Origin of the sequence: Frigoribacterium faeni, from assembly GCF_007988805.1 — a bacterium.
Classification (GTDB): Bacteria; Actinomycetota; Actinomycetes; order Actinomycetales; family Microbacteriaceae; genus Frigoribacterium; species Frigoribacterium faeni.
On sequence record NZ_BJUV01000001.1, the window covers coordinates 174,292 to 191,212 of the forward strand.

Sequence of the window (16,921 nt, forward strand, 5' to 3'; positions counted from 1 at the left end):
TGCCCGTATTACTTCCGGCCTCAACTTGGGGTCGGGATGCGTAGTTTGTGCGCGCAACGACGCCACGGGTTACCTCTTGCGAGGTCGTGGCGTTAGCGGTGCCGGTCCAGCGGTATGCGCTGACAATTTCGGTACTTGTAATTTGGCTGCTCACGGCACGCCTACTCCCTGGCGTGTGCCGAATTGAGATGAAAATGTGGACTGGGTGCGGGCGGTGACGTCCGCGGCGAAGCTCTGACCGTCGAGGGCCCGCTGCACGTCGCGCGGATCGACAACGAGGCGGACCCGAGCGGTGAGCGCTGCGGTGTCAAGCTCGGACTGCGCCTGCGAGGCGAATGAGCCCGAAGCGGTCGGCGTGATGGCGGGTGTGTCGGTGACGAGATTGGTCAGGGCACGCATCGATGCGCGGACCGGTGCTAGCTCTGCGAGACCACCGGCGAAACCCTTCACCGCGAACACGGCGAGTTCCTTCATGCGGCGCGACGGCGAAGCGATACCCAGCGTGGATTTCACGTTGCTGAGCAATGACCGACCGATGTCGGCAGCGATGGACCCGATGCGTCCGAAGCTCCCCCGCACACCGGCGACAAGACCTGAGACGATCTGCCCGCCCGCGGACACGAGGAGGCTCCCCAGGTTGCCGACTGCGGAACGGACCTGACCGGGAAGCTGACGGAAGAATGCGACGGCAGCGCTCAAGCCGGTGCGGATGCCAGCACCGAGGTTCCGGACACCCGCGACGATTGACGACCAGATGCCCGAGAAGAATCCGACCAGGGCGGAAGCGCCAGCGCGGAGACCCGCTACAGCCGTTTGGAAGACCGCTTTGATTCGGCCCCAGACGCTCGACCAGAGGTCACCGAGAGAACGGACGGCACCGCTGAAGTTGCCACTGAAGAGGGCGCTGATCGCCCGGACGGCAATAGTCAACGCACCAGCGATGACCTTGACCACAAAGGTAATGACTTGGATGAGGACGTTCAGGACGGGGACCAGGGCGGAGACGATGACACCGACAAGACCCAGGATCGGGGTCAAAATGACGGTAAAGAGTTCTATCAGCGGTGTGAGGACCGCTGCGGCAAGCTGGATCAGCGGTGCGATCAGGGTTAGGACGGCGGCGACCAGGGGCAGGATGGCACCCGTGATCAGCGGCATGATCGCCGTTAGCAGCGTCGAGATGACCGTTGCAACGAGGGTGATGATGGGCGCGAGGGCGACCAGGATCGTCGTCAGGACAGGCCCCAGAGCACTCACAAGCTGGCCGATGATCGGGGCCAGCGTCATGAGGATGGTGACGAGGGCTCCACCGATGGTCCCGGCTACCTCTGCAATGACCGGGGCAAGGGTGACGAGCACCCCGGCGAGGGCGCCGACAAGCTGGATCACAACGGGCATCACGGCGGCCACGACGGTCCCTAGGACAGTCCCGAGGCTCGTAGCAAGCTGCACAACGGTCGGCAGAAGTGCAACGAATGCACCGCCGAGGGCCGCACCTAGAGCAGCGAACGTCGGAGCAACGGTTGAGGCGTTAGTGCGCAAGTAGTTGAAGACCTGGGCCAGAGGGGACACAGCGGTAGCGATACCTAGGAATTGCTTCACCACGTCTGCTGCGGGGAACGTCCCAGAAATCAGAGTCGAGATGACGCCGTTGAGGCCAGAGACGAACGAGGCGAACCCCTCGGAGTCGTTCAGGCGGACCAGGAAGTCATTGACGAGGGTCAGTGCACCCTTGATGGAGGGCATCAGGCCGGAGGCCAGGGACTCGGTGACGGTGCCGAATTCGTTGCCGATCTTGGCGACGAGACCGGACGTGGTGGAGCCGAACGCGGCAGCGGACCCGCCGAACTCTTTGTTGACTTCGGCCAGGATGATGCCCTGCGCACCCGCCATGTCACCCGCGGCCTGCATGGCAGCGACCTGCTGCTTCTGCTGATCGGTGAACGTGACACCTTGCTTGGTGAGCTTGCTGAGACCTGCCGTGGGGTCGTTCAGCGCCTTACCAAGAGTCATCGACGCAGACTTCACGTCAGTGCCCATGGCAACGGAGAGGTCTAGGGCTGACTTGGTGGCCGCATCGAAGGTCGTGCCCTTGATGTTCGTGAACGTGAGGAGCATGTTCTGCCCCTCTTGGATCGACTCGGCCTCAACGCCTGTCAGTCGTTCAAGTGCGCCGTTAAGCGTGTTGATTTGCTCAACGGAGCGCCCCGCAGCACCGCCCGTTGACTTCACAACGGCCTCGGTCTGCGCGTTCAGGCGCTCAATGCGGGCGAGGCTCTTAACGGCCTCAACCCCGAGGGCACCGATGCCGATAGCGGCAGCGCCGAGGGCTGCGGCGGCACCGAGGGCACCGAGCTTTGCAACCTTGCCGAGCTTGCCGAATCCGTTGGACACGTCGGAGAGACCCGCGGTTGCCTTTTTGGTGTCGGCAAGCACGCTGACGATGACGGTCTGTCCAGCCATTTTGTGCTACTTTCAACGTGGAATAGTGTGGGCCCCGGCAGAGAACGGAAACTCTGCCGAGGCGGCATAGGGGTTACTTGCGTTTGTTTGCCTCGCGAATGATCGCGTCCCGCTGGCGAACGGTCAGGGCGTGGTATTCGGAGGGCGCGACGCCCAGATGCACGACGAACTTCGCGAGATCGTCGGCCCTCCGCTGGACTAGTTTTTTACTTCGGGGTCCTCGTCATCACCGAGGCCGATGATCGCGTTAGCGGCGGTAAGGGTTAGCTGCGCGGCGTCCACGGTTGTGTACTCGGGGCTCCCCGTGCGGCGCTTGACGATTACGACTAGGGCCATGAGAAGGTCGCCCTTTGGTGCGTCGTCATCCCCGATGCTCCCTAAGGAGAGACCGGTGGTCTTCTCTAGGAATGCCACCTCGCCGAGGGTGAGGGATTCGAAATCAAACTTGCTAGACATTGCTTTTCCGTTTCTTATTGAAGATCGTTGCGGCGAAGGATTTCGCCTATACCCTGATCCAGGGTTGAGATCGCATTACCCTTTTGAGCTTCTGCTGCCTCGTTGAGGAATCGTGTTCCGGGGATGTTGCGGGCGGGCCACCCGTAGTTCTGCACGCCCGCGTATTTGGCTTTCACTCCCCCCGCTCGGACTACAGCCTTTGTTGCGCCGCGTCCTGCACGGATACTTCCTGCGAGGGCTCCCGATTTGACGGGAGGTTGTGCTGCGTTGACAATCAAGGTGCCTATTTCGTGCATGAGGTCTTTCATGTCCTGCATATCGGCACCGCTCTGGCGGAGGGCGCGAATTGTTTTATTCAGGCCCTCCACCTTGACGGTCACCGGCGCGGCCATTCTTAGCTGACCAATGTTGTTACTTCGCCGACAACTTTCCACTCAAAATCAGCAGTCCAGTCATCCCCGCTTACCTGGGCGTCTCCACCGAGATCGGGGCGGTTACCGATACGGACCGTGCCGGTAAAAATGGGCTTATCTGCGGTTGCAGTCGTATTTAGTCCGGGTGCAAACTTGAACGCGATCTCCTTACCAGAGTTTGCCCAGGCATAGCGCCAGAAGCTTGAACTGGTAAGGGACTGGATCATCGTTCCGGCGATTGAGGCCTGCTGAGTTGTGCCCTTGGAGGCGTCCTCGAAGGTCACCGTGCCGGAATCTGAATCGGTGTGAAGTATGCGGACATTAGTTGCGTCGGCGGCAAAGTCAGTTGTGCCAACTGTGAATACGAGGCCGGAGCCTTTTAGCCGTGTGCTAGGCATTTTGATTCCTTAGAGATCGATGGTGAAAGAGATTTGGATGGTTTGAGACAGGTACGCGATGCCGTTGAGCGTGATGCTTTGAGGCTGATCGGCCCCGTTGACGGAGATGCCCGCGGACATGAGAGCGGTGATAGCGGAGGAGATGTTGTCGTCTACTTCCTGCGTGACCTTTTCGTTGCCTCCACGGGCCGATACGTACGTGACTTCAAGGTTCAAAGTCGCCGTGGCGAAGGTCTGGCCTGAAGAGAGGTACGGGCTATTCGGGGTGACAAGATAGGCGGGGAGCACAGTGCGCTCGGGAATGTACGTGTATGCCGCTCCGTCGTCCCCAATGAGGTCTGCGAGGATGACGCGCACAAATTCACGCTCTGCGGCGAGGTCGAGACTCATGCGAACCCCAATCCGACAAAGGGCTGAAGCAACGGGTAGACGCTCACCAGGGGGTCGCGGTTCACTCGCATGGGTGCCCCGTCCGCTGTCGCGAACTGGCTGATCCCCATGGGTGCGGACTTGCGCTGGAAGACCTCGGAAGCGGCGACGAGATACGAGTAATCGCGCACCCCAACGGGGACCACGGCACTGCCGACATACTGATCTACTAAAGCGACACCTGTTGTCAGGGCGCGCTCTAGATCAGCGTCGTCGCGGGCCGTGATCCCGACGTAGCTCCGAAGGTCATCCAACGTGATCATGCTTACGCAGCCTTCAAAGGCACGATGCCATTAGGAAGCTCGTTAGCGATAGCTGTGTAGCTGTAGACGCTGAAGTCCTTGGAAAGGTTGATGATGTTATCGTCCTGCAAGCGGACAAGAGGGCTGCGGAATTCGCGGAGCGCATTCGTGTTGATGAACGCGTTCTTGTTTGCAGGGAGCTTGGGGTCAAGCACGATACGAACACCAGCAATGTCGCCGGTTAGAGACTTAACAGATACGGCACCAACGTTGTTTGTACCGGCACCCGTGATAAGGAAGACGGGGCGTCCATCACTGCCTTGCAGAGCGATGAGCTTCTTGAAGGTCGCGGTGTCAACAACGAGGGCGTCAAGGGAGAGGCCATTGTCGGAGTAAATACCCGATGCGTCAACGATTGCGTTGATCCAATCAACATAGGTCGCGGATGCACCAGGAGCAGTAACAGTGTTGTTGTTAGTGGTCGAGGTTGCTACAGCCTTAACGTATTCAGTGCGGAATAGCGTGTTGAGGGCCTTTCCGGCGGCGATTGCCTGAGCGTTGAGGCTGGCGTTCAGGATGTTGAGGCTGCTGCGCTCAATCTCCTGGCGGGAAAGCTGCGTGTAGCCACCGATGGTCTTTACGGGTGCGAACTTGGTTTCTAGCTGCACCTTGCCGAAGACGAGATCGTCGCCCTCGTTGGCCTGTACGGCAACAACAGAGGAGTCGCTCTTCAATTGCCCGTACTCAACGTTTAGTCCTTCAGAAGGGAGAGTGCCGCTGGCGAAGAGGGCACGGAGTGGTGCCGCCTCTTCGATCAGGCGAGTGAGGTCTCCGACCCATGCGTCCTTAACTACAGAGTCAGCAGTGGTGCCACCTGTATAAGCGCGTGTGGTCTCAGCGTCACCCTTGGCGATAGCCTTAAGAACCTCACCAGCGGAGCGGTTGTCGGTCGTAAATGCAGGCTCACCCTGCTCGGATAGTCGAGAGTTTGTGACCTCTAGACGGCGGTCTAGGGCCTCAATAGAAGTGCGGAGTTCTGCAACTTCTGCAGTTGCGTCGGTGCTTTCTGACACGGGAATTTCCTTATTGGTTGGGGTGGCCTCACGGGCCTCGGTGATGGTTGCGCCGGAATAGGCGGGGAATGTAACGGCGGAGACCTCGCGGAGGTCTACGCGGGTGCGGACGATGAGTCCGTCGTCTTCGGTGCGCTGCTCAACGGGAATGAAGCCGACCGAGAAGCGGTCAACTACGCCGTCTTTGAGAAGCGCGCGGGCGTCGCGGCCCTGAGTGGTGTCGCTGATCTGGGCACGAATAAATAGGCCGTCCTCGCGATCCTCAGAGGCGATGACCTTCCCGATGACCTCGCGGTGTTGCCAGAACAACTTCACGTCGGTCGCGTCGATGGAGCCGCGTTCGAACATCTCTTCGAACCGTCCACCGATGGTGGCGCGCTCGTTCCAGGGGACGGCGATGCCCTCAACGACGCCGGAGTCGGCGTCGGCTCGTAGCTCTACGGAGCGGGTTTCAATGGCGGTCATTCGGTTACCTCAGGGGTCTCGGGAGTGGGAGCCGGCGATGCGGACTTGAGGTCGTCGCCGCCCGCTAGAGGCGCTAGGCCTTCGATGGCGCGGACCTCGTTGACGGTCACGAATCCGGCTCCGAGCGCTACGGCGTGGGCGGCATAGCGGGTCGTGGTGTCGGCGCGGAGTAGGCCCTCAAAGTTCCCGCGGACGACGCCGAGGCCGGGGACGAGAGTGGACAGAGCGTCCTCAATCTCGGAGACATAGGCGGTGAGAGAGAAGCGGGCGAATTCGGTCCACGCCTGGGAGACGTTGCTGTAGGTCTGCGAGGTGCCCTGCACGTCAGCTAGGAGGAGTGCTGCGGGGATGCCGAAGATGCGGGCGATGCCGGTCGTGGAGAAGCGCTGGGCTTCAATCCATTGGGCGTCCTCGGGGCTTAGGAAGATCGGGTTGTAGTTGAGCCCGTTGCCGAGTACGCGAACCCCGTAGCCGTTGTTTTCCCAGCGGGCTTTGGCCTCTTCGGCGGACTCGGGAGTGAGGCTCTGGTCGGACTTGAGGATGCCGGTAGGTGTGTCGGTGTCGCGGAACCAATTTGCTGCGTAGTCTCGCGTGTCTATCGCACCACGAAGCTCGGACTGGGCGGCCTGAATGGGACCGAGACCGAGCGCTTGCCCGGGGATGCGGGTCAGGCGAAGGTGACGGACGCGCTCAGGACGCAAGTAATCGGAACCGGTGCGGTACCCCTTGACGGTCCCTGCGCTGTCTACATCAACCTGCGTGGCCTGCGGGTCGAGCACGGTGACGTTGAGAACCTTGCCCGAGGCGTCGCGGTCAACGCGCCAGAAAGCATTACCCGTGAGCGCCATGCTGGTAACGGTTGTTTCCACAAAGCTGCGCTGTGACATATCGGCGGAAGGCTGACGGATGAACGTAGGCGAGTTGGCAACAAGGCGGTCGCCGCGGTACACGTCAAGGGAGACCTGCTTGGCCGCGGTGCTGATGAGCGCTACGGCCCGGTAGACAGTCCCGAGCGTCACGGCCTGTTCGGTCGTCACGCCGGTAGCGCTGGGCGCGCGCGAAGGAATGCGGTGCGCGAGACGGTTGTCGGCGGACGTGGAATCGGGCGGAGTCACCGTGCTGTCAGCACGGGACTCGACGCCCCAAAACCAGTCACCGAAACGGCTCAACGTTTTTCCCTACATTCGAATGTTTATACTTAACATTCTACCTGATATATAGGGTGGTGAGTTGAGGGTCAGAACAATTGGAGTCCCATATCGACGTTATTCTCCGCAACATAGACGGCATTGACGGTCGCTATTACGGAATCAATATCCATAAGTGTTGGCCCTTTAATGAGCCGATAGTCATCTCCACGCGCTTTGGTCGCCGTGCGGGGTATCTGCATCGTCAGCAGAAGGTCTCCCCCATGCCGTATTTCCTTATGTGCAACCTTCGAATAGAACAAGGAAGCCCCGGAATACACGTCCCCGACGTTGATAAACCGGACAGGCATACCGCGTCCCTTGAGGCGGAGCCCAAGTTCCCTGAGATTGAATGAGTCAACTACGAAAGTTGCGACACCTTTCGCGTACAGGGCGATGCACAAGCGCTCTAGCTGATCGATGGTGGGGTTGCGGGGCCACGCGACCAACTCGGTGAAAAGTGTTCCGTCTTCGCGCTTGATGGCGGCGGCGAAGGTCGCGGCGGACCAGTCGTTGGTGCGGTCGATGCTGATGACGGGTCGACCCTTGGGGAACGCCTCTGTGCTGGCGCACTGCGTCCACATCCCGAGGTCCATCCAGCCGGAGTTTCCGGAGATGAAACGGTTGAGGTAGTAGCGGATGGCCTCGCTCTTCGGCAGTCCTCGCACGTCAGACATGACCGCCTCAACGTCCTTGTATCCGCCCTGAACGGCCGGATTTGCGGCGGTGATGTATTGGGCCAGGGTCTCGTCATCGTCCGGCACACGGGCCTCAGGGGCGTCGTAGATCACCGCGTAGAAGCGATCAAGCTCCCCCGCAAAGCTCTTCTCGGCATTGACGTAGAGACGCTGCAGTAGCTCCGACTCGTCATCACCTGCGGTCGTGGCACCGAAGACGAGCGTGTTCCGGCGTCCACCCGTACCAGCTACCAGGGCATCCCAGACTTCAGGCTTGAGAAGGTGAAGCTCGTCGCACACCGCGCCCGAGACAGGGATGCCCTGGAGGCTCGCACTTGATGACGCCTTTAACTCGTAGCGTCCACCCGCTACAGCACGGATACCGCGTGTCTCGGTGAGCTTTTTGAATCGACTGGCAAGCGCGGGGTTGGACTGAATGACCGAAAGGGTCCTGTCATAAATCAGCGCCGCTTGCTCGCGACTGCGGGCCACGCCGACCACATACGCCCCGCGGAGATCGCGGAGCAAAAGATATAAACCGAATGCTGCGGTGAGTTCACTTTTACCAGCCTGGCGGCCCACGCTAAGGAACGCCTGGCGGTGTCGTAGCTGACCGGCGCGCTTGTGGCCCTCAGGGTATTGCTCGGTCGCGCCTCGCAAGATATCGACCTGCCACTGAGCGAGCGAGTACCCGGTACCCGATTTCCAGGCACGCTGAATCACCGGCAAATAGGCATCGATATCGGCGGTGAATTCCGGGGACAGGGGTGGGGTACTTCGCATGGCGCTTACCGCTTTTCGAGAGCGGCAAGCTCAGCCTCTAGAGGGTCGATGGTGACCGGGTTTGCCATCGCGTCCACACGCTTTACAAGGTTCCGATATACCAGTCCGAATTGGCTCTGAAGTGCGCCTTGGCTCGGATCGTCGTCTAGCTCCTTCGCCAGACTGCGGAGTTGCACGAGTGCCGGGGTGTCGGTCGCGGTTAGCTCGGGATGAGCGGCAATGAATTTGCGTACCGCGCCCATATAAGTGGTCGGTAGTCGGTCGGACATTTCAAATCTTTCAGAGTTGGTTTGTGAAAAGAAGAGGTTGAGGCGGGGTGATCTGGGTGCCCTCAGAAAAGCCCCCGGGTCGGATCAGAGCCGATCAAGCCATTTCGGGTTGAATCCCGACATGCGAACGAGTTCTTGTGCTCCTTTTGAGGAGTTGTCAGACCGGCATGATGCAATGAGATTGGTCAGCTCATCTGTGCCGCCATTGGCCTTAGCTATTAGGTGATCGACCGTTGCGTCTGCACCCTCAAGGTGCTTGCCACACCACGCGCACTGCCAGTTATCGCGTGCCAATACCTGCGCCCTCAGCCGATCCCACTCAGGCCCGTGTGAACTGTGCTGACTCACGAAACAGCCCGCCTTCCACGTGCGTAAGCAGCGTGTGCGGCACGGCAGCACTGCTCCCTGCATCCCCTGCCATACCCGCCCTCGGTGCCGTGTGGGACGGGCGCTGAGGTGCTGGCCAGCCACACGCGGCGGTAGTGCGGCGTGCACAGCCCCTTGGCGTACAGGGGGCGTTCACACCCCTCTTCCTGGCATATCTTCATGTATCTATTATCTCATGCTATATATCACATGAGTGCGGCCAAGGGAGATTAGTCCGACTTCCTATATGGGAAGTCGTGCTTATCTGAGTGTTGCTGATTTCCCCTAAACAAACTTGGAACAGTTTGAATTGAGTATGTATCCCACCAACCCACGGTTGACAAGGAGAAAGTTGTTAGTACTCTTCAATCAAAGTGTTCAAGCCGTGCAATCATAGATATATGGCACGCTCGACACCTGCCATTCATATAGACCACCCCGCCCTCCCTTATGCGTGTCGAGCCGCATAACGTTGAGGGCGGGGCTTTCCGTTAGGAATGAAATGCAACCGATCACATGGAGTGAAGCGCACTCGATGCTCACTCAGATTCTTGAACTAACCACCTCAATGACAGAGAGCAACGACAATGACTGACCTAGTCGGGCAGGGTGAGCCTGCTGAAGTAGATTTTGACAAAGTGGCCGCGTTCTACACGGCATTTCAAATGCAAGACTCGCTTCTTGCCGAATTGCTTGCTGAAGGAAGCATCGCGGGCGCTAATTGGAGCGAGGCGATTGCTGACCCCATGACGACGTACCTCGCATGGACTCGTGATCGCGGGTGGCTCCACTGGGAAGGGAAGGTATGGGTCTCCATCCCCGACCCCTCCGCTACCGAACTCGTGCGCCGGGAACTCAAGCTGCTCTTCGGCATGCTCTGCTCGCGACCCGATGTGGACGCCCACCATGTGAAGACTCAGTACGCCCAACTGCTCACCGAGTCCAAGGCCAAAAAGGTCACGTTCTTCCTCAAGGGGCTACTCACTAGGCAGCCCGATTGGTTCGACCGTGAGCCGGATCTGATCAACTGCCAAAACGGAGTGCTGGATCTCCGGACCGGAAGCCTGCATCCACACGCCGCTCGGTGGTACATGACCAAAATCACGGATGCGGAGTATCACCCCCGCGCCAAGCACGCCGACTGGAACCGCGCGCTTCAGGCGATGCCAACTGATATTCACGACTACATGCAGGCCCGCTATGGACAGGCCATCACCGGATATCCCACAGATGACGACGTACTTCTCGTCCAAACGGGCGGAGGGCAGAACGGAAAATCGACCATCGTCAACGCCATCGTGTCGGCCCTGGGCGGGTACGGCGGGTTCGTGCCGGAGAAGGTCTTGCTGGCCAACCCAGGTGAGCACCCGACAGAACTCATGACGCTGCGCGGCACCCGCATGGCCGTAATCGAGGAGACCCCAGAGGGTCATCGCCTCCCTACGAAGAGGCTCAAGGACCTCGTTGGAACCCCGGTCATGACTGCGCGCGCGATGCGTCAGGACTTCGTGTCGTGGAGCACCACGCACACCCTGTTCCTCAACACGAATTACGTTCCCCAAGTAGCTGAGACAGACCACGGCACCTGGCGTCGTCTACAACTCGTCAAGTTCCCATACAAGTTCGTAGACCCCAACGATCCACTCATGGCCCCCAACGAGAAACACGGTGACCCCGGCCTACGAGATCGCATCCGCTACAACAAGGATCGCCAGCTTGAGGCCGTGCTGGCCTGGGTGGTCGAGGGCGCGATGAATTACTACACGAACGGCAAGCGCCAGTTCTCGGTACCCCTCAGCATTCAGTCCGACACGCAAGCTTGGCGCGAAGAGGCGGACCTGATCTTGGCGTACAGCAAGGAGCGCCTCACGTTCGAACCGTCCTCGTCTGTTGCGACGACCGAACTCTACGAAGACTTCTCGACGTGGCTGAAGGACTCAGGACGTTCGACTTGGAACGATCAGACGTTCGCCTCGCGGTTTGGCGGTCACGATCTCGCGGATCGAAACCACGTGACGAAGGTTCGAACGTCTTCACACGCTAGCATCGTGCGTCGAATCGGTGGTGGCTTCGCTCCACCGCTCCCCACCAAGGTCAACGTCTGGAAAGGCGTTTCGTTTAACTAGGTGGACAGGGGTGGACAGGGGTTCATTGTTCGTCTCCTAGTAATCATCTCTAGAGAACAAACCAAGTACCCCTGTCCACCCCTGTCCAGTCGAATCTCACAAAATTACGTCTCCCCGGGTCCTAGACCGATGATAAGTAAAGACCGCTGGCATCACCGTGCTAGTAAGCTCCCGGTCAAATATGCCCGTAATGCGCCATGATCCTTCTTGATCCGGAACCGGCTCAACGATGGAGCCCGAATTTTTGATGGTGTACACCGCATCAACGTCCGAATCATTTGGTCCGCGATAGCTCAGCACGAACTGTCCTGCTGTTGGAGTGCCCTCACCGTCTTTGTCTTGATACTTATGTGCACCAATCCAGTGAGACAACGCATACTCGATCTTGTACTCACCCTTGGTCACTTGGTTCGGCTCTACGATGAGAACGTGCACTCGGTGTAAACCCCCTACACGGAACCCGCTGCTGGCCTTGAGTTCAATCGGCACTTGGCCGTCGTTGCGGATTTCAACGTCGACCAACACTCGCAAGCGGATTGACTCGTCACGTGGCAACCGAAAAATCGTGTTGTCTTCAACAGTCGTCTCTTTCAAATTTGGACCCGGCATCGTCACGTCGGTCATCACGTACCGAGACGCTGAGATGATCAGTTGCGGCGCCCGCGCGTCAAGGCGAGCGATCTGAGCCTCTCGCAGCGTGTCTTGAGCTACAGCAACCGCCGCTTCAGCGGACTGAGCGGACCGTTTCGTGTAGACAGCCTGAAACGCCACCACGACGGCGGAGGCAGTCGTACCGATGGCGGCACCGATGGTTGCGACCACCGACCATTCGTTGAGTTCCATTCATGTAGTTTGGCAGATCACAGCACATCGTCCATGTCAGACGCCACGGCCAGGAAACGAACAACGGCCCTGCCGATGAGGCAGGGCCGTCGTTTCGTTCGTTACGTCAACAGATCGAACAGGTCAGTGACGTTCACAACCAAGTACGTGACCGCCACAACAAATTTCGTCATGGCGGATACGATCATGTTGATTGCACGCGCGACGCTGTTGAAATGTGCCGCACGTTCGTCAATTTTGTCCTTGACTGCGCTAGACTGGGGCATGCCCCGATGTTGAGTACTCATGACGTTCCTTTCGTTGGGTGCCGCCGCGGTGTGAGACTCGAAAACTCACCGTGACAACAGAATTGATGCAGCCCCGTAGCTCCTGCCAGAGCTAACGGGGCTGTGTCTTGCGACATAGCCCTAACGGGCATTGTCGATTCTACATCTGGCTAGAGGCGTTCGTGGGGAAACTGCTCCCGGGAGACAAATCGGCCGACTTTCTTTCTCTCTTGTCCCCGCCTTCTACGCTCATACGGTGTCACAGAGTGGTTTTTGTACCCCGAATTTCTTTCTCTTCTATCTGAAGACCTTCGGCGTGTCGCACTGCCTTCGACTCTTCCTGGGGCTAGCTCAGGGGCTCGACAACAAGCCTTTCCACATCTCGGCTCGGACTCTTCGGATACTTGCGGGCCGAATGGATCGTGATACGGAAGCTCGTACGGAGGATTTCCCTCTGCCTCTCGATACCGAGCGACGCCCAAAACTCTGGCCATCCGGCCTCGTCTCCGTTGTCCGCTTGAGCCTCAGCCCACATCCGTTTCACCTCGGCGGCAAGGTCAGCGGAAGCTAGCTGTCCCCGCTCGCGAGCAATCGACTCCCCCACTTCCAACGAGAGCGCGTCGATCTCGGACAACTCGCGTCGGATGCGAGCCATGTCGATGCCGGGCATCATGGCCAGTTCGGTGACTTGCGTACGTCGTGTAGATAGTTCTGCGGACTCGGACAGAAGCTTGCGGATCGTGTTCGACTCGTGAGCGGTGTCATGCGGCGTGCCTTGCGTAAGGAAGCGCCATCCGATCTCCTCAATGACGATGCTGTCCGCCACGTCTTTTCGGATGAAGACGTGGTTGCCGTTCGTGTTGCCACAGCGGTAGCCGCGCATCATTACGAGTGGTCCACCGCATTCACCACAGATTGCAATGTTGGACAGCAGGTGTTTGGCGACATTGCCCGGACTCGTGCGGCGGCTCGGATCAGCGAGAATCGCGCGTGCGGCCTCGGCATCCTCACGAGATACGAGTGGCGTGATGGCCGTCCCCTCAGTCACAACACCCTGATGCTGCACCTGCCCGCCGTACGCCACCACGTTGATGAGGTCCCGCACACGGCGCGGTTCCCACCGGACCACCTTCGAGTTGGCCCGGGGCACCCCCTCGGCGTTCAGTTCCTTCGCGAGGCCGTAGACCGTGCCTCCGGACAGTATGTGCGCGAATGCCCGCCGTACGATGACGGCCTCTTCTTCGCGGGGCGTCACGTTGTCAGGCTCGTATCCGTAGCGCCGCCGACCAGGGACTGGCCTGCCCGCTGCAACCCGCGCGATGTTGGCCCTCTTCTGGCGCTCCCCCTTGCGTGCGACTTCGAACCGAGCGAGCGCGGTGAGCATCGTTGCCCGGAATTCACCGTCTGCGGTGGTGAGGTCGATCTCACCATCTACGGTGACGATCTTGAGACCGAGATCCAGCAAAGTCAGCATGTCCCGTTGCGAACGGATGAGCCGGTCCAGGTCTACGGCGATCACGTGCGTGAATTGGCCGTCTTCGGCGTCTTTGAGCATTCGGCCCCACGCGCTCTTGGCTCCGCGTACTTTGGAGGCACTAGCGGCGTTGTCCTCGTACTCCGCGGAGACCGTCCAGGAACGCGAAAGCGCCAGTGCCCGCGTGCGGGTCAACTGGCGCTCGATGCCTTCCTGGTGGTCCTGAGACTGGCGGACGTAGATGGCAACTCGGGTCATGCATACGACTGTACTTTGTGGTGCAGGAACCGCCACTTGCTCGGCGTGCTCCCGCAGGGCGACTCGGAGATCACCAGCCCGGTCTCCGCCACCGACCGCAGCAGGGAGTCGTGCCCCGAGGGGTAGAACCGGTCGACGCCGCCCGCCATGACGGCCACCGTCGCGGACTCGGCCGCCAGCGCCGCACGATGGGCCATGCCGTCGATGCCGTAGGCGCCGCCCGAGACGACCGTGAAGCCCCGGTCGCAGAGGGCGCTGCTGAGATCCGCCGCGACCTGCTCGCCGTACGAGGTGGAGGCCCGGCACCCGACGACGGCCACGGACGACTCGACGGTGGGCAGCTCGCCCGCACCACGCAGCCAGAGAGCCGCGGGTGCGTGCTCTCCGAGCCCGTCGAACGCGCGGGGCCAGTCGCGGTCGCCGGGCACGACGAGACGGAGGCCGAGGACGGTCGCCGCCCGGAACGACGCCAGGACGCGGGGCTCGTCGACGCGGGGCGCCCAGCGGGAGAGCGCCTTGGCGATCCGCCGGTCGGGGATCTCGCCGGGGTCGACCCCGGCGGTCCGCAGCGCTCGGCCGAACAGCGACGGGTCGCCGTCCGACTCCCGCCGCTCGATCGACTCGAGCACGACGCGCAGGGCGACGGCCGCGCCCAGCACGCGCCGTGCCAGGCCGCCGACGGCATCGCCAGGCTCGACCAGACCCGACCACGCCGCATGGGCGAACGCGTCGACGGCCCCCTCGCCGCCCGCCCCGTCGCGACGCAGTGGCGCCACGATCTCGGCGAGCTCCTGGCGAGTCGCCCGCAAGAGCCCGTTCACATCGACCTCCGCAGGCCGAGCGCCCCGACGACGTGCCGCCGTTCCGGTCGCTCGACTCCGTCGAGATCGGCCAACGTCCAGGCGACGCGCAGCACCCGGTCGTAGCCCCGCATCGTGAGCGCACCCGTCTCCAGCGCCCGGTCGGCGGGCAGGGTCTCGGCGACCGGCAGGCGGTTCGGCCGGTCCCGCAGCCAGGTGCCCGGCACCTCGGAGTTGAGCCGCCACGGGGTGGACGCGAGGCGCCGGCGCGACCGGGCCCGCGCCTCCTCGACGGATCGCCGCGCCTGGGCCGTCGTGAGACGCTCGGCCTGATCCGCGAGACGGAAGGCGGCCGAGCTGATCCGGGCGACCCGCAGCTGGATGTCGATCCGGTCGACGAGCGGACCCGAGAGCTTGGCGAGGTAGCGGCGCCGGTGATACGGCGTGCAGTCGCAGTCGCCGTCACGGGTGCCGTACTGGCCGCACGGGCAGGGATTGGCCGCGGCGACCAGCTGGAACCGGGCGGGGAACCGCGCCACGGCCCGAGACCGATGCACCACGGCCTCGCCGGACTCCAGCGGCTGCCGGAGACAGTCGAGCACCGACTGGGAGAACTCGGGCGCCTCGTCGAGGAAGAGCACGCCCCTCGTCGCCCGGGAGACGGCTCCCGGGCGGATCACGCCGCTGCCCCCGCCGATCAGCGACGCCGCGCTGCAGGTGTGATGCGGGCTCTCGAACGGCGGCCGGTGATCGAGGCCCCCGGTGACGGGACGGCCGGCCAGCGATCGCACGCTGCCGACCTCGAGGGCGGCGTCGACGTCGAGGTCGGGGAGGATGCCGGGCAACCTCGCCGCGAGCATCGTCTTGCCGGCCCCGGGCGGCCCCACCATCAGCAGGTGATGTCCACCGGCCGCGGCCACGATCAGCGCCTGCACGGCGTCCGAGTTGCCGACCACGTCGGCCAGGTCGGGCCCGGCGACGGACTCGGCTTCCCCGGCGGACCCCGGACGCGCCCGGACGATCGCCTCGACCGGCTCCGGGCTCAGGGCGGCCCCGTGCCAGATGGCCGCGTCGCGCAGACCCGCGACGGCCACCACCCGGATGTCGGGGACGAGCGACGCCTCGTCGGCGTTGTCGGTGGGCACCATGACGATCTCCGCCCCCGCACGCCGGGCGGCCAGCACCGCGGGCAGGACCCCGTCGACCGGCCGGAGGCGCCCGTCGAGCCCGAGCTCGCCGATGTGCACCACCCGTCCGACGGACTCGGCCTCGACCAGGTCGGCCGCGGCCAGGGCGGCCACCGCGATGGCGAGATCGAACGAGGACCCCTGCTTCGGCAGCGACGCCGGCGAGAGATTGACGGTGAGCTTGCGCGTCGGGAGACCGCACCCGGCGTTGGTCGCCGCGGCCCGGACCCTGTCCCGCGCCTCACCGAGCGAGGTGTCGGGCAACCCGATGATCATGAACGCGGGCAGCCCCGCCCCCATGTCCGCCTCGACCTCGACGAGCGCACCGTCGAGCCCGAGCAACGACACCGCCCGCGTCCGCCCGATGCTCACGCGTCGGCCCCACGGACGTGCTCGATCCGCTCGTGACCCTGGCAGCGCTCGATGGTGATCGCCACCACGTCGATGCGCAGGCCTCGGCCGACGCCCGGATGCTCATGGCGCCACGCGCCCGCCAGCCGCCTCAGACGAGCGAGCTTCGTGGCCGTCACGGACTCGAGAGCGTGCCCGTAGCCCGTGCCGGATCGGGTCTTCACCTCGATCACGACGGCCTCGTCGCCGTCGAGGGCGATCACATCGATCTCGCCCTCGCGGCAGCGCCAGTTTCGTCCGACGACGCGCATGCCCTGCGCCTCGAGCCACTCGGCGGCCACGTCTTCGCCGTGCTGCCCCAATTCGTCCTTCTTCGCCATGTCGGCCTCCTCGAC

Annotated in this window: 16 protein-coding genes; 1 reads left to right on the top strand and 15 read right to left on the bottom strand. The window is 61.9% G+C overall.

Annotation, left to right across the window (positions count from 1 at the left end; translation table 11 throughout):
• Window positions 1–150: 150 nt before the first annotated feature.
• The 10 genes from FFA01_RS00805 to FFA01_RS16460 form a co-directional block, all read right to left on the bottom strand.
• A complete protein-coding gene (locus FFA01_RS00805) occupies window positions 151–2,463 on the bottom strand; it encodes a phage tail protein (protein WP_146851959.1) in 2,313 nt (770 codons plus the stop codon).
• Between the two features lie 198 nt (window positions 2,464–2,661).
• Window positions 2,662–2,919, bottom strand: coding sequence for a hypothetical protein (locus FFA01_RS00810; RefSeq protein WP_146851961.1), 258 nt, complete (start codon window positions 2,917–2,919; stop codon window positions 2,662–2,664).
• 14 nt (window positions 2,920–2,933) lie between these two features.
• Window positions 2,934–3,299, bottom strand: coding sequence for an HK97 gp10 family phage protein (locus tag FFA01_RS00815; protein ID WP_146851963.1), 366 nt, complete (start codon window positions 3,297–3,299; stop codon window positions 2,934–2,936).
• Between the two features lie 14 nt (window positions 3,300–3,313).
• Window positions 3,314–3,730, bottom strand: a complete 417-nt coding sequence (locus FFA01_RS00820) for a hypothetical protein (RefSeq protein ID WP_146851965.1) — start codon at window positions 3,728–3,730, stop codon at window positions 3,314–3,316.
• A gap of 9 nt (window positions 3,731–3,739) precedes the next feature.
• Window positions 3,740–4,120, bottom strand: a complete 381-nt coding sequence (locus FFA01_RS00825) for a hypothetical protein (RefSeq protein WP_146851967.1) — start codon at window positions 4,118–4,120, stop codon at window positions 3,740–3,742.
• Window positions 4,117–4,422: a hypothetical protein gene (locus tag FFA01_RS00830; protein ID WP_146851969.1), complete on the bottom strand. Its 306-nt coding sequence runs from the start codon at window positions 4,420–4,422 to the stop codon at window positions 4,117–4,119. Before FFA01_RS00830 ends, FFA01_RS00825 begins: the two co-directional genes overlap by 4 nt.
• 2 nt (window positions 4,423–4,424) lie before the next feature.
• Window positions 4,425–5,939 (bottom strand): HK97 family phage prohead protease, encoded by a 1,515-nt coding sequence (locus tag FFA01_RS00835; protein WP_146851971.1) that lies wholly within the window; start codon window positions 5,937–5,939, stop codon window positions 4,425–4,427.
• Window positions 5,936–7,108 carry a phage portal protein gene (locus FFA01_RS00840; protein ID WP_146851973.1) on the bottom strand — a complete coding sequence of 391 codons (1,173 nt, stop codon included), beginning with the start codon at window positions 7,106–7,108 and terminating at the stop codon, window positions 5,936–5,938. Before FFA01_RS00840 ends, FFA01_RS00835 begins: the two co-directional genes overlap by 4 nt.
• A gap of 68 nt (window positions 7,109–7,176) precedes the next feature.
• Window positions 7,177–8,586, bottom strand: coding sequence for a terminase large subunit domain-containing protein (locus tag FFA01_RS00845; RefSeq protein WP_146851975.1), 1,410 nt, complete (start codon window positions 8,584–8,586; stop codon window positions 7,177–7,179).
• A 353-nt stretch (window positions 8,587–8,939) separates the two neighbouring features.
• Window positions 8,940–9,266 (bottom strand): HNH endonuclease, encoded by a 327-nt coding sequence (locus FFA01_RS16460; protein WP_146851977.1) that lies wholly within the window; start codon window positions 9,264–9,266, stop codon window positions 8,940–8,942.
• Between the two features lie 542 nt (window positions 9,267–9,808).
• On the opposite strand from FFA01_RS16460, the gene FFA01_RS00855 reads away from it, so the two are divergent.
• A complete protein-coding gene (locus FFA01_RS00855) occupies window positions 9,809–11,347 on the top strand; it encodes a DNA primase family protein (RefSeq protein WP_146851979.1) in 1,539 nt (512 codons plus the stop codon).
• Window positions 11,348–11,443: 96 nt separating this feature from the next.
• Here the strand turns inward: FFA01_RS00855 and FFA01_RS00860 are convergent, their stop codons facing one another.
• The 5 genes from FFA01_RS00860 to FFA01_RS00880 form a co-directional block, all read right to left on the bottom strand.
• Complete coding sequence (locus tag FFA01_RS00860; protein ID WP_146851981.1) at window positions 11,444–12,190, bottom strand: hypothetical protein; 747 nt, start codon at window positions 12,188–12,190, stop codon at window positions 11,444–11,446.
• Window positions 12,191–12,802: 612 nt separating this feature from the next.
• Entirely contained in the window at window positions 12,803–14,188 is a 1,386-nt protein-coding gene (locus FFA01_RS00865) for a recombinase family protein (protein ID WP_146851983.1), read from the bottom strand.
• A complete protein-coding gene (locus tag FFA01_RS00870) occupies window positions 14,185–15,009 on the bottom strand; it encodes a DNA-processing protein DprA (protein WP_167627245.1) in 825 nt (274 codons plus the stop codon). The genes FFA01_RS00865 and FFA01_RS00870 overlap by 4 nt, the downstream gene beginning before the upstream one ends.
• On the bottom strand, window positions 15,006–16,547 hold the full coding sequence (locus FFA01_RS00875) for a YifB family Mg chelatase-like AAA ATPase (RefSeq protein ID WP_146851987.1): 1,542 nt from the start codon (window positions 16,545–16,547) through the stop codon (window positions 15,006–15,008). The genes FFA01_RS00870 and FFA01_RS00875 overlap by 4 nt, the downstream gene beginning before the upstream one ends.
• A complete protein-coding gene (locus tag FFA01_RS00880; protein WP_146851989.1) occupies window positions 16,544–16,906 on the bottom strand; it encodes a YraN family protein in 363 nt (120 codons plus the stop codon). Before FFA01_RS00880 ends, FFA01_RS00875 begins: the two co-directional genes overlap by 4 nt.
• Between the last annotated feature and the right edge of the window lie 15 nt (window positions 16,907–16,921).

What these genes read in the sequence shown, in the direction of transcription:
- FFA01_RS00805 (WP_146851959.1), bottom strand. Translation starts at nt 2,463, where the DNA reads ATGGCTGGACAGACCGTCATCGTCAGCGTGCTTGCCGACACCAAAAAG.
- FFA01_RS00810 (WP_146851961.1), bottom strand. Translation starts at nt 2,919, where the DNA reads ATGTCTAGCAAGTTTGATTTCGAATCCCTCACCCTCGGCGAGGTGGCA.
- FFA01_RS00820 (WP_146851965.1), bottom strand. Translation starts at nt 3,730, where the DNA reads ATGCCTAGCACACGGCTAAAAGGCTCCGGCCTCGTATTCACAGTTGGC.
- FFA01_RS00825 (WP_146851967.1), bottom strand. Translation starts at nt 4,120, where the DNA reads ATGAGTCTCGACCTCGCCGCAGAGCGTGAATTTGTGCGCGTCATCCTC.
- FFA01_RS00830 (WP_146851969.1), bottom strand. Translation starts at nt 4,422, where the DNA reads ATGATCACGTTGGATGACCTTCGGAGCTACGTCGGGATCACGGCCCGC.
- FFA01_RS00835 (WP_146851971.1), bottom strand. Translation starts at nt 5,939, where the DNA reads ATGACCGCCATTGAAACCCGCTCCGTAGAGCTACGAGCCGACGCCGAC.
- FFA01_RS00845 (WP_146851975.1), bottom strand. Translation starts at nt 8,586, where the DNA reads ATGCGAAGTACCCCACCCCTGTCCCCGGAATTCACCGCCGATATCGAT.
- FFA01_RS16460 (WP_146851977.1), bottom strand. Translation starts at nt 9,266, where the DNA reads ATGCAGGGAGCAGTGCTGCCGTGCCGCACACGCTGCTTACGCACGTGG.
- FFA01_RS00855 (WP_146851979.1), top strand. Translation starts at nt 9,809, where the DNA reads ATGACTGACCTAGTCGGGCAGGGTGAGCCTGCTGAAGTAGATTTTGAC.
- FFA01_RS00860 (WP_146851981.1), bottom strand. Translation starts at nt 12,190, where the DNA reads ATGGAACTCAACGAATGGTCGGTGGTCGCAACCATCGGTGCCGCCATC.
- FFA01_RS00865 (WP_146851983.1), bottom strand. Translation starts at nt 14,188, where the DNA reads ATGACCCGAGTTGCCATCTACGTCCGCCAGTCTCAGGACCACCAGGAA.
- FFA01_RS00880 (WP_146851989.1), bottom strand. Translation starts at nt 16,906, where the DNA reads ATGGCGAAGAAGGACGAATTGGGGCAGCACGGCGAAGACGTGGCCGCC.